Annotated in this window: 10 protein-coding genes; 7 read left to right on the top strand and 3 right to left on the bottom strand. The window is 69.2% G+C overall.

The window, feature by feature from the left end; translation table 11 throughout:
* The first annotated feature begins 264 nt into the window (after nucleotides 1-264).
* The 7 genes from AAHB17_RS21830 to AAHB17_RS21800 are packed head-to-tail and all read left to right on the top strand — an operon-like array spanning nucleotide 265 to nucleotide 9,024.
* Nucleotides 265-4,080: a nitrate reductase subunit alpha gene (locus AAHB17_RS21830; protein WP_342133078.1), complete on the top strand. Its 3,816-nt coding sequence runs from the start codon at nucleotides 265-267 to the stop codon at nucleotides 4,078-4,080.
* Nucleotides 4,077-5,609 (top strand): nitrate reductase subunit beta, encoded by a 1,533-nt coding sequence (gene narH / locus AAHB17_RS21825; RefSeq protein WP_342133077.1) that lies wholly within the window; start codon nucleotides 4,077-4,079, stop codon nucleotides 5,607-5,609. Before AAHB17_RS21830 ends, narH begins: the two co-directional genes overlap by 4 nt.
* A 2-nt stretch (nucleotides 5,610-5,611) precedes the next feature.
* Nucleotides 5,612-6,319, top strand: coding sequence for a nitrate reductase molybdenum cofactor assembly chaperone (gene narJ / locus AAHB17_RS21820; RefSeq protein WP_342133076.1), 708 nt, complete (start codon nucleotides 5,612-5,614; stop codon nucleotides 6,317-6,319).
* On the top strand, nucleotides 6,316-7,026 hold the full coding sequence (gene narI / locus AAHB17_RS21815) for a respiratory nitrate reductase subunit gamma (RefSeq protein ID WP_342133075.1): 711 nt from the start codon (nucleotides 6,316-6,318) through the stop codon (nucleotides 7,024-7,026). Before narJ ends, narI begins: the two co-directional genes overlap by 4 nt.
* 5 nt (nucleotides 7,027-7,031) lie before the next feature.
* Complete coding sequence (locus AAHB17_RS21810) at nucleotides 7,032-7,868, top strand: peptidylprolyl isomerase (RefSeq protein ID WP_342133073.1); 837 nt, start codon at nucleotides 7,032-7,034, stop codon at nucleotides 7,866-7,868.
* The gene (locus tag AAHB17_RS21805; RefSeq protein WP_342133072.1) at nucleotides 7,865-8,614 is read left to right on the top strand and encodes a carbonic anhydrase; all 750 of its coding nucleotides are present in this window, start codon (nucleotides 7,865-7,867) and stop codon (nucleotides 8,612-8,614) included. The genes AAHB17_RS21810 and AAHB17_RS21805 overlap by 4 nt, the downstream gene beginning before the upstream one ends.
* A 5-nt stretch (nucleotides 8,615-8,619) precedes the next feature.
* Nucleotides 8,620-9,024 (top strand): ribonucleotide reductase subunit alpha, encoded by a 405-nt coding sequence (locus AAHB17_RS21800; protein WP_342133071.1) that lies wholly within the window; start codon nucleotides 8,620-8,622, stop codon nucleotides 9,022-9,024.
* Nucleotides 9,025-9,037: 13 nt separating this feature from the next.
* Here AAHB17_RS21800 and AAHB17_RS21795 read toward each other — a convergent pair whose 3' ends face one another.
* From AAHB17_RS21795 to AAHB17_RS21785, 3 genes are read right to left on the bottom strand one after another with little or no spacing between them, the layout of a single operon-like run.
* Nucleotides 9,038-10,222: a fumarylacetoacetate hydrolase family protein gene (locus AAHB17_RS21795; RefSeq protein WP_342133070.1), complete on the bottom strand. Its 1,185-nt coding sequence runs from the start codon at nucleotides 10,220-10,222 to the stop codon at nucleotides 9,038-9,040.
* On the bottom strand, nucleotides 10,219-11,064 hold the full coding sequence (locus AAHB17_RS21790; RefSeq protein ID WP_342133069.1) for an amidohydrolase family protein: 846 nt from the start codon (nucleotides 11,062-11,064) through the stop codon (nucleotides 10,219-10,221). The genes AAHB17_RS21795 and AAHB17_RS21790 overlap by 4 nt, the downstream gene beginning before the upstream one ends.
* On the bottom strand, nucleotides 11,061-12,062 hold the full coding sequence (locus tag AAHB17_RS21785) for an aldo/keto reductase (RefSeq protein WP_342133068.1): 1,002 nt from the start codon (nucleotides 12,060-12,062) through the stop codon (nucleotides 11,061-11,063). The genes AAHB17_RS21790 and AAHB17_RS21785 overlap by 4 nt, the downstream gene beginning before the upstream one ends.
* Nucleotides 12,063-12,170 lie beyond the last annotated feature (108 nt).

The raw sequence follows: 12,170 nt of genomic DNA, 5'->3' as shown, positions 1-12,170 counted from the left end.
CCCCCCCCCCCCCCCCCCCCCCGGCCTGAGTCTGCCAACGAGGTGGGCACACCCAGGTCTTCGGTCGGCACACCAACGGCGCAGGCAGTCGAGGGCTGCGGGGTGCACGGTTCCGGTAGGTAAAGGAGGAGCCCACGCAGTGGGCGGGTGACACGGACGGAACCGTGCAGCCCGCAGCGCTCGGCCCCCACAAAAGCTGTCACACCAAAACACCGAACAACCCACAGACATGCCCCTTGCAGCATCACCCAACCGGAGCATCCCATGAGTCACTTTCTTGACCGCCTGACCCATTTCAAGCTGCCCACCGAGCCCTTTGCGGGCGGCCATGGCCAGACCACCGCCGAGGACCGCACCTGGGAGGACGCCTACCGCAACCGCTGGGCCCACGACAAGATCGTGCGCAGCACCCATGGCGTCAACTGCACCGGCTCCTGCAGCTGGAAGATCTATGTGAAGGGTGGCATCGTCACCTGGGAAACCCAGCAGACCGACTACCCGCGCACCCGCTGGGACATGCCCAACCACGAGCCCCGTGGCTGCGCGCGCGGCGCCAGCTACAGCTGGTACCTCTACAGCGCCAACCGCGTCAAGTACCCCATGGTGCGAGGCCGCCTGCTGGAACGCTGGCGCGCCGCCCTGAAGGTGGCCAGGACCCCGGTCGACGCCTGGGCCAGCATCGTCGAGAACGACGACGCCCGCCGCGACTACCAGCAGGTGCGTGGCATGGGCGGCTTCGTGCGCTCGAGCTGGGACGAGGTCAACCAGATGATCGCCAGCGCCAACGTCTACACCATCAAGCGGCACGGCCCCGACCGCATCATCGGCTTCTCGCCCATTCCGGCCATGAGCATGGTGAGCTACGCCGCCGGCAGCCGCTACCTGAGCCTGCTGGGCGGCGTCTGCATGAGCTTCTACGACTGGTACTGCGACCTGCCGCCGGCCAGCCCGCAGATCTGGGGCGAGCAGACCGACGTGCCCGAATCGGCCGACTGGTACAACAGCAGCTACATCATCGCCTGGGGCTCCAACGTGCCGCAGACGCGCACGCCGGACGCCCACTTCTTCACCGAGGTGCGCTACAAGGGCGCCAAGACGGTGGCGGTCACGCCCGACTACTCCGAGGTCGCCAAGCTGGCCGATCTCTGGATGCACCCCAAGCAGGGCACCGACGCCGCCCTGGCCATGGCCATGGGCCACGTGGTGCTCAAGGAGTTCTACTTCCCCGAGGGCAAGGCGCGTTCCACCTACTTCGACGACTACGCGCGCCGCTACACCGACCTGCCGCTGCTGGTGATGCTCAAGGAACACACCCTGCCCGACGGCACGGTGACGATGGTGCCCGACCGCTACCTGCGCGCCAGCGACTTCAACGGCCAGCTGGGCCAGGACAACAACCCCGAGTGGAAGACGGTGGCCTTCGACACCGGCGGCCGCGCCGTGCTGCCCAACGGCTCCATCGGCTTCCGCTGGGGCGCGGAAGGCCGCGACGACGTGGGCAAGTGGAACCTCGAAGCCAAGGAAGCGCGCCACGACGGCGAGGTCAAGCTCAAGCTGTCGGTGATGGAGGACGGCGAACAGGACCACCAGGTGGTCGATGTGGGCTTCCCCTACTTCGGTGGCAACGTCACGCCCCACTTCACCGAGAACGCCGGCACCGGCGAGGTCAACCACGCCAGGGTGCCCGCCGTGCGCCTGCGCCTGGGCAAGGCCGGCGAAGAGCGCCACGCCCTGGTGGCCACCGTGTTCGACCTGCAGGTGGCGCAGTACGGCATCGACCGTGGCCTGGGCTCGGGCGCCCGGAACTTCGACGACAACGCGCCCTACACCCCGGCCTGGCAGGAGCAGATCACCGGCGTGCCGCGCGACCAGGTCATCACCGTGGCACGCCAGTTCGCCGACAACGCCGACAAGACCCACGGCAAGTCCATGGTCATCATCGGCGCGGCCATGAACCACTGGTACCACGCCGACATGAACTACCGCGGCGTCATCAACCTGCTGATGATGTGTGGCTGCATCGGCCAGAGCGGCGGCGGCTGGGCGCACTACGTGGGCCAGGAAAAGCTGCGCCCCCAGACCGGCTGGACCGCGCTGGCCTTTGCGCTCGACTGGATTCGCCCGCCACGCCAGCAGAACAGCACCAGTTTCTTCTACGCCCACACCGACCAGTGGCGCTACGAGAAGCTGGGTCTGGAAGAGATCGTCAGCCCGCTGGCAGACAAGGCCGCCTTTGGCGGCAGCATGATCGACTACAACGTGCGCGCCGAGCGCATGGGCTGGCTGCCCAGCGCGCCCCAGCTCAAGACCAACCCGCAGCAGGTGGTGCGCGACGCCACCGCCGCCGGCCTGGACCCCAAGGACTATGTCGTCAAGGCGCTCAAGGACGGCACGCTGGAGATGAGTTGCGAGGATCCGGACGCGCCGCAGAACTGGCCGCGCAACCTCTTCGTCTGGCGCTCCAACCTGCTGGGCTCCAGCGGCAAGGGCCACGAGTACTTCTGCAAGCACCTGCTGGGCACGGAAAACGGCGTGCAGGGCAGGGACCTGGGCGAGGACGACGCCCGGCCGTCGGAAGTGAAGTGGCACAAGGACGCGCCCCAGGGCAAGCTGGACCTGCTGGTGACGCTGGACTTCCGCATGTCCACCACCTGCCTGTACTCCGACATCGTGCTGCCCACCGCCAGCTGGTACGAGAAGAACGACCTCAACACCAGCGACATGCACCCCTTCATCCACCCGTTGTCCGCAGCGGTGGACCCGGTGTGGCAATCACGCTCCGACTGGGAGATCTACAAGGGTTTTGCCCAGGCCTTCAGCGAGGTCTGCGTGGGCCACCTGGGGGTGGAAAAGGAAGTGGTGCTGACGCCGCTGATGCACGACAGCCCGGCCGAACTCGCCCAGCCCTTTGACGTGAAGGAATGGAAGAAGGGCCAGTGCGACCTGATCCCGGGCAAGACGGCGCCGCAGATCACCGTGGTGGAGCGCGACTACCCCAACCTCTACAAACGTTTCACCGCCCTGGGCCCGCTGATGAACAAGGTCGGCAACGGCGGCAAGGGCATTGCCTGGAAGACCGAGCTGGAGGTCACGCAGCTGGGCCAGCTCAACGGCGCCACGCAGGAAGAGGGTGTGACGCAGGGCATGCCCCGCATCGTCACCGACATCGACGCCTGCGAGGTCATCCTGCAGCTGGCACCCGAGACCAACGGCCATGTGGCGGTCAAGGCCTGGGAGGCCCTGAGCAAGCAGACCGGGCGCGACCACAAGCACCTGGCCCTGTACCGCGAGGACGAGAAGATCCGCTTCCGCGACATCCAGGCCCAGCCGCGCAAGATCATCAGCTCGCCCACATGGAGCGGCATCGAGAGCGAGACGGTGAGCTACAACGCCGGCTACACCAACGTGCACGAGCTGATCCCATGGCGCACCCTGACCGGGCGCCAGCAGTTCTACCAGGACCACCCCTGGATGATCGCCTTTGGCGAGGGCTTCAGCAGCTACCGTCCGCCGGTGGACCTCAAGACCACGGCCGAGGTGCACGGGCGCAAGTCCAACGGCAACCCCGAGATCCTGCTGAACTTCATCACGCCGCACCAGAAGTGGGGCATCCACTCGACCTACAGCGACAACCTGCTGATGCTCACGCTCAACCGTGGCGGCACCGTGGTGTGGCTCAGCGAGGACGATGCGAAAAGCGCGGGCATCGCGGACAACGACTGGGTCGAGCTTTTCAACGTCAACGGCGCGGTGGCGGCGCGTGCGGTGGTGAGCCAGCGTGTCAACAACGGCATGGTGATGATGTACCACTCGCAGGAAAAGATCATCAACACCCCGGGCAGCGAGATCACCGGCGTGCGTGGCGGCATCCACAACTCCGTGACCCGCATCGTGCTCAAGCCCACCCACATGATCGGCGGCTACGCGCAGCTCAGCTACGGCTTCAACTACCACGGAACCATCGGCACCAACCGCGACGAGTTCGTGGTCGTGCGCAAGATGGACAAGGTCGACTGGCTGGACACGCCACGCGACGACCACCTGGCCGGCGCCTACCAGTCCCAAGGAGAAAATCCATGAAAGTACGTGCTCAGATCGGCATGGTCCTGAACCTGGACAAGTGCATCGGCTGCCACACCTGCTCGGTCACCTGCAAACAGGTCTGGACCAGCCGGCCCGGCGTCGAATACGCCTGGTTCAACAACGTCGAGTCCAAGCCCGGCATCGGCTACCCCAAGGACTGGGAGAACCAGGACAAGTGGAAGGGCGGCTGGACCCGCAAGGCCGATGGCTCCATCGTCCCGAAGCAGGGCGGCAAGTGGCAACTGCTGATGAAGATCTTCGCCAACCCGCACCTGCCGCAGATCGACGACTACTACGAGCCCTACACCTTCGACTACGACCACCTGCAGTCGGCGCCCGAGATGCAGCACGCGCCCACCGCGCGGCCGCGTTCGCTGATCACCGGCAAACGCATGGAGAAGATCGAGTGGGGCCCGAACTGGGAGGAGATCCTGGGCGGCGAATTCGCCAAGCGCAGCAAGGACCAGAACTTCGACGGCTTCGAGGCGGCGCAGAAGGCCATGGTGGGGGAGTTCGAGAACACCTTCATGATGTACCTGCCGCGCCTGTGTGAGCACTGCCTGAACCCGGCCTGTGTGGCGTCCTGCCCCTCGGGCTCGATCTACAAGCGCGAGGAAGACGGCATCGTGCTGGTCGACCAGGACAAGTGCCGCGGCTGGCGCATGTGTGTCAGCGGCTGCCCCTACAAGAAGATCTACTACAACTGGAAAAGCGGCAAGGCCGAGAAGTGCACCTTCTGCTACCCGCGCATCGAGGCCGGCCAGCCCACGGTCTGCAGCGAGACCTGTGTCGGGCGCATCCGCTACCTCGGCGTGCTGCTCTATGACGCCGACCGCATCGCCGAGGTCGCGAGCACCGAGAAGGAGACCGACCTCTACCGCGAGCAGCTGGGCCTGTTCCTCGATCCGCACGACCCCGAGGTGATCGCCCAGGCACGCGCCGACGGCATCCCCGACGCCTGGCTGGAGGCCGCGCGCCACAGCCCGGTCTACAAGATGGCGGTGGACTGGCAGGTGGCCCTGCCGCTGCACCCCGAGTACCGCACCCTGCCCATGGTCTGGTATGTGCCGCCGCTGTCGCCCATCACGGCCGCCGCCAACGCCGGCCACGTGGGCCTCAACGGCGAGATCCCCGACGTGAGCCAGCTGCGCATCCCGGTCAAGTACCTGGCCAACCTGCTCACGGCCGGCGACACCACCCCCGTGGTGCACGCGCTCGAACGCATGCTGGCCATGCGCGCCTACCAACGCGGCAAACACGTGGACGGCGTGCGCCACACCGCGGTGCTCGACCAGGTCGGCCTGTCCACCGCGCAGGTGGAGGACATGTACCACACCATGGCCATCGCCAACTACGAAGACCGCTTCGTCATCCCCAGCACCCACCGCGAGTACGCCGAGAACACCTTCAACGTCAAGGGTGGCTGCGGCTTCACCTTCGGCAACGGCTGCTCCGAAGGCTCGACCGAGACCAGCCTGTTCGGCAGCGAGAAGAAGCGCACCATTCCAATCAAAGCGGGAGTTTGACCATGTTGTTTTCAACACCCATCCCCCAGGCCCGCCTGACGCTGCGCGTGCTGGCCCACCTGCTGCGTTACCCCGATGCCGAGTTGCGCGCCCACGTGGGCGAGCTGCGCGCCGCCCTGCTGGGCGAGGCCGCCCTGCCGGCAACACGCATCGCCGAAATCGAGCGCCTGCTCGACCGCCTGGTGCTGCTGCCGGCGCTGCAGGTGGAGTCGGACTACGTCGAGCTGTTCGACCGTGGCCGCGCGACCGCGCTGCACCTGTTCGAGCACGTGCACGGCGATTCGCGCGACCGCGGCCCGGCCATGATCGACCTGATCCAGACCTACGAGCAGGCCGGCCTGTACATCGACAACAGCGAGCTGCCGGATTTCCTGCCGGTGCTGCTGGAGTTCGCCTCCACCCAGCCGCCGCCGCAGGCGCGCGGCTTCCTGGCCGAGACGGCTCACATCGTGCGCGTGATCTTCAGTGCCCTGCTCAAGCGCCAGAGTCCCTACGCCAGCGTTCTGGCGGCGGTGCTGGAGCTGGCCGGCGAGAAGGCCGAGGCGGTGGCCGTGCCCGACGAGCCGGCCATGGACGAGAGCTGGGCCGAGCCGGCCGTGTTCGGCGGCTGCTCGACCGAGGGCCAGGCCAAGCCCGGCCAGCCGCAGCCCATACGCATCGTCAAGAACGCCCATTCACCGACTTCCCCGACACAAGGAGCGCGCGCATGAACACGCTGCACAACTTCCTGTTCAACGTCTACCCCTACATCTGCCTGTCGGTGTTCCTGATGGGCAGCCTGGCGCGCTTCGACCGCGACCAGTACACCTGGAAAAGCGACTCCTCGCAGCTGCTGCGCAAGGGCCAGCTGCGCTGGGGCAGCAACCTGTTCCACGTCGGCATCCTGTTCCTGTTCTTCGGCCACAGCGCGGGCCTGCTCACGCCACACTTCATGTACGAGCCCTTCATCACGGCCGAGCAGAAGCAGCTGGTGGCCGTGACGGCGGGCGGCATCGCCGGCTTCATCTGCTTCATCGGCCTGAGCCTGCTGCTGCACCGCCGCCTGTTCGACGACCGCATCCGCCTGACCAGCCACCGCACCGATCTGGGCATCCTGATCATCCTGTGGGTGCAGCTGGTGCTGGGCCTCGTCACCTTGCCCTATTCGCTCGGACACCAGGACGCGGGCGTGATGCTGGCGCTGGCGGACTGGGCGCAGCGCATCGTCACCTTCCGGCCCGACGCCGCCGGCCTGGTGGCGCTGGACTGGCCCTACAAGGTCCACCTGGTGCTGGGCATGACCATCTTCCTGCTGTTCCCCTTCTCGCGCCTGGTGCACGTGTGGAGTGGCTTCGGCACGCTGGCCTACCTGGTGCGTCCCTACCAGCTGGTGCGCAGCCGCAAGCTGGGCCTGCCCAGCGGGAGTCCCAAGCCATGAACGCCATGACCATTCCCCTGCCGCCCGAGGTGGGCTGTGGTGGCGGTGGCAGCTGCCACTGTGCCGGCGAGGCCCAGCCCCCACGCATCAACGGCGTGGCCCTGCTGGGGCCCGGTGAACAGCTGGCGCCCGACGCGCTGATGGAGCGTGCCCACGCCGAGCTGCTGCGGCAGGAGGCCGTGCGCCAGGGCCTCCTGCCCGACACCCACCCCCGCCATGCGCCCGAGCTGGACGAAGCGCAGCGCCAGGTGCTGGAGGCCATGGTCGAGGCGGCCGTGGTGACCCCGGCGCCATCGCGCGAGGCCCAGGAGCGTTACTACCTGGCCCACAAGCCGCACTTCGTCACCGGCCAGGCCTTGCATGTGCGCCACATCCTGTTCGGCGTGACGCCAGGGGTGGACGTGCACCGGCTGGCCCAGCGCGCCGAGACCGCGCTGCTGGAGCTCTCGCGCAAGGACGTGCCTGCCGGGCGCTTCGAGCAGCTGGCGCGCGAGCTGTCCAACTGCCCCAGCAGCGCCGAGGGCGGCGACCTGGGCTGGGTCGGCCCGCACGACTGCGCGCCCGAACTGGCCAATGAACTCTTCTACCAAAGCGATTCGGGTTGGGGCATGGGTGTGCACCCGCGCCTGGTGCACACGCGTTTTGGCTTCCACATCGTCGAGGTGCTGGGTCGGCGCAAGGGCACGCAGCAAGACTTCGACGCGGTGCAGGACCGCATCGCGATCCAGATGACGCTGCAGTCGCGAGCCACCGCACTGCGCCAGTACATGCGCCTGCTGATCGGTCAGGCGCACGTCGTGGGCCTGGCGCTGGAGGGGGCGGACTCGCCCCTGGTGCAGTGAGTGGCAGCGGCCCGGGTGACGGCGACGAGCTGCTGCTGCGGCTGCGGCGTTTCCACTCGGACTATTTTCCGCAGCACCAGCAGCGCTTCCAGGATCTGGTGGCCCATGGCCAGCACCCCAAGACGCTGTTCATCGGCTGCTCGGATTCGCGCCTGGTGCCCTACCTGCTGACCGGCGCCGGCCCGGGCGAGCTGTTCCTGGTGCGCAACGTCGGCGCCTTCGTTCCGCCCTACGACGCCGACCTGCAAGCGCCCATCGAACGCACCGACCTGGGTGCCGCCCCGCGTCTGGCCGGACTTCACGGCACCACCGCCGCCATCGAGTTCGCCGTGCTCGGCCTGAAGGTCGAACGCATCATCGTCTGTGGCCACAGCCACTGCGGCGCCATCCGCGCCGCCTACGAAGGCGCGCCCGAGGAAGCCCGTGCCCTGCGCGCCTGGCTGAGGCTGGCCGACGCGGCGCTGCTGCCTGTGCAACCGACGCCCGAGGCCCTGCTGCGCACCGAACAGCGCAGCGTGGTGCTGCAGCTCGAGCGCCTGCTGGACTACCCCTTCGTGCGGCGCGCGGTCGAGGCCGGCGCGCTGTCGGTGCACGGCTGGCACTACGTGATCGAGGACGGCGAGGTGCATGTGTTCGACGTCCAGGCCGGACGCTTCGTGCCCGCCTCGGCCGCGTCCAGCAGCGGCACCGGCCCCTACGCCCCCTACGTCGAACACGACGGCCAGATCATCTCCGACGGACCGTGAACCCCATGAACATCACCCACTTCGACGACTTGCTGCAAGCCGCCCGCGCCCAGGACCAGGCCCAGCGCCTGCTGCTCGTGTTTGTGCGGGTCGAGCTGCCCGAGGACGCCAGCCCGCAGCAGCGCCAGGGTTTCGAGGCCGGGCAGGGCGGCACGCTCGCGCCGGTGATGTGTGTGGACAAGGACCCACACGCGCTGGCCTCGTTCGCGGCCCTGGTGGCCGAGGCCGATGGCCTGGGCGCGCCCTGGGGCATGGTGCTGGCCGGTGCCCTGTCGGGCCAGCACATGCAGGCCCCCAGCGAGTCCGCGGTGCAGGCCGCCCTGGAGCGGCTGGTGCAGCGTGTGCAGCAAGGCGCGCTGGAGGGCCTGATCCCCTTCGAGCGCAGCGGCGACGCGGTGGCGATCGCGTGAACCGCTGGCCGCTTCAGCGCTGGCCCGCGAGCTGCTGCATCAGTGCGGCGATGCCGTAACGCCACGGCGCGACGTCGCAGCTGTGGCGCACGCGGTTGACCAGGGTGCCCAGGCAGGGGGTGTGCACCGTCACCACGTCGCCCACCTCGTGGGTGAAGCCCTGGCCGGGGCCGCGCCGGTCCTGGGTCGGCGCGATCATGGTGCCCAGGAACAGCATGAAGCCGTCGGGGTACTGGTGGTTGGCGTTGATGGCCTGGGCCACGATGTCCAGCGGGTCGCGGCTGATGGTGGCCATGTCGCCCTGGGCCTGCCAGGCAAAACCGTCTTCGCCGGTGATGCCCAGGCGCAGCGTGGCCTGGCGCACGTCGGCGATGCCGAAGTGGGCGTCGAACAGGCGGATGAAGGGGCCGATGGCGCAGGAGCCGTTGTTGTCCTTGGCCTTGCCCAGCAGCAGGGCGCTGCGGCCCTCGAAGTCGCGCAGGTTGACGTCGTTGCCCAGGGCCGCGCCCACGGTCTGACCGCGGCTGTTGACGGCCAGCACCACCTCGGGCTCGGGGTTGTTCCAGTGCGAGCCGGGGTGGATGCCCACATCGGCGCCGCTGCCCACGGCGGCCAGCACGGGCGCCTTGGTGAAGATCTCGGCGTCCGGACCCAGACCCACCTCCAGGTACTGCGACCAGGCGCCGCGCTCCAGCAGCACGCGCTTGACCTCGGCCGCCTCGGGCGAGCCGGGCACGATCTGGCTCAGGTCGGTGCCCAGGATGTCGCCCAGCGCCTGGCGTATGCCCTCGGCGCGGCCCGCGTCGCCGCGCGCCTGCTCCTCGATCACGCGCTCCAGCAGGCTGGCGATGAAGGTCACGCCGCTGGCCTTGACGACCTGGAGGTCACAAGGCGCCAGCAGCCAGGGGCGGGTGGTGTCGCGCTGGGCCTCGTGGCTGTTGGCCAGCACGGCGGCCAGGTCGGCCAGGGGGCGCAGGCGCCCGGCGGCCAGGGCCTGGGCCACGTCCAGCGCGGGCGCCTCGCGCTCCAGCAGCTGGCTGGTGGTCGGGGCCAGGGGCGAGAGGTCGAACAATTGCTGCTGGAACACGGCCACGGGCAGGGCGCCCACGCCGGGTTGCCACAGGCGGCCGATCAAGGTGGCCTGGGCGTGGTCGTGGGGCAGGCTGTGGGACAGGTGGTCTGGGACGGTCGGGGTCATGGCGTGGGGTTGTCGGAAGGGGGGAGTTGGTAGAGGCGGCGGGCGTTGCCGCCCAGCACCGCGGCGCGTTCGTCGGGGCTCAGGTGGGCCAGCAGGGCCTGGGTCTCTTGCCACCAGGGCGTGTAGTCGCTGGCGAGCTGCAGCACCGGCCAGTCGCTGCCCCAGACCACCCGCGTGGGGCCAAAGTGGTCCAGCACGTGGCGCGCCCAGCGGCGCGCGGCGTCGGGGCGGGGCGCCGGGCCACACTCGGTCAGCAGGCCCGAGAGCTTGCAGGCCCAGGGGGTCTCGCGCGCCAGCCGGGCCATCTCCTCGGCCCAGGGTTGCCACTGGCCGTGGGCGATGTCGGGCTTGGCGGCGTGGTCGATCACCACCCTCAGCGCCGGGTGGCGCTGGTGCAGGGCCAGCAGGCGTGGCAGGTGGCGCGGCTGGACCAGGGCGTCGAAGACCAGCCCGTGCTCGGCCATGGCCCGCAGGCAGGGCGTGAGCGCGGGCTGCAGGATCCAGTCGGGGTCGGCGATGTCCTGCAGCATGGGGCGCAGGCCCTTGAGTTTGGGGTGGCGGGCCAGCGCGGCGATGCGCGCCGGCGCGTCGGGCGCCAGCCAGTCGACCCAGCCCACCACGCCCAGCACCTGCGCGTGGGCATCGGCCAGCGCCAGCAGGTGGCTGGTCTCGGCCTCGGTGGGCGCGGCCTGCACCAGCACGCCGGCCGCCATGCCGTGGGGCGACGCCTCGGCCCACCAGTCGGTCACGGCCACGTCGCGGTGGATGGGCCCCAGGGCCGGCGTGAGCCAGCCGTAGTCGCCCCGTGCCAGCTGCCAGCTGTGGAAATGGGCGTCGATCATGGCGTGGGGGCCTCCTCGGGCAGCAGGCCGGCGCGGCGCAGGGCCGCCCAGAACACAGCGGGAATGGGGTGGCGCAACATGGCCAGGCCGTCGTGCCACTCGTCCACATGGCGCGCGCCCAGCACCAGCGTGTGCACGGCGGGGTGGGCACGGGCGAACTGCAGGGCGGCGGCGCGCAGCGGCACGCCGTGGGCGTCGCACAGGTCTTCGATGTGTGCGGTGCGCGCCACCCAGGCCTGGGCGGCGGGCGCGTAGTTGAAGGTGGGCGTGCCCTGGCGGGTGCCGGTGGCCAGCAGACCGGAGTTGAACAGCCCGCCCAGGGCCACGCGCACGCCGCGGCGCTGGCATTCGGGCAGCAGCGCGGGCAGGGCGCTGTGGTCCAGCAGGGTGTAGCGGCCGGCCAGCAGCAGGGTGTCGAGGTCGGCGTGGCGCAAGACGTCGAGCACGATCTGGTGGTCGTTCACGCCCAGGCCGATGGCGCCCACCAGGCCTTCGCGCTGCAGCTGGCGCAGCGCGGGCAGGGCCTCGTCCAGCACTTGGCGCAGCACCTGGGGCGCGTGCGCGCCCTGGGTGGTGGCGTCGATGTCGTGCAGGTAGGCGGTGTCCAGCCGGGCCAGGCCCAGGCGCTGCAGGCTGTCCTCCACGCTGCGGCGTATGCCGGCGGCGCTGAAGTCCCAGTGCTGCACAAAGGGCAGGCCGTCGACGTAGCCGTGCTGCTCGCGCGGCACCTGGGCGCTGGGGGTGAGCACGCGGCCGACCTTGCTCGACAGCACGAAGCCGTCGCGCGGCTGGCCGCGCAGCGCGTGGCCCAGCCGGTGTTCGCTCAGGCCGTGCCCGTAGTGGGGGGCGGTGTCGAAATGGCGGCAGCCGTCGGCCCAGGCGGTGTGCAGCAGGCCTTGTGCATCCGCCTCGGCCACCGGGGCAAACAGGTTGCCCAGGGCGGCGCCACCCAGGGCGATGCCAGGGAGGGAAGAGGTCGGTGAAGGGGAGGGTGTCATGTCGGGCCGCCTGTCGCGGGGCGGCTGGGGTGAGGGGTTGTCAGGGTTTCTACTGTGAATGGTCAGCTAGTATCAAACTAACATGTCAGTACGTCAATCAGTTGACCC

Source organism: Hydrogenophaga sp. OTU3427, assembly GCF_038440225.1.
Lineage (GTDB): Bacteria > Pseudomonadota > Gammaproteobacteria > Burkholderiales > Burkholderiaceae_C > Hydrogenophaga.
This window is presented reverse-complemented; position numbering and strand designations above follow the sequence as displayed.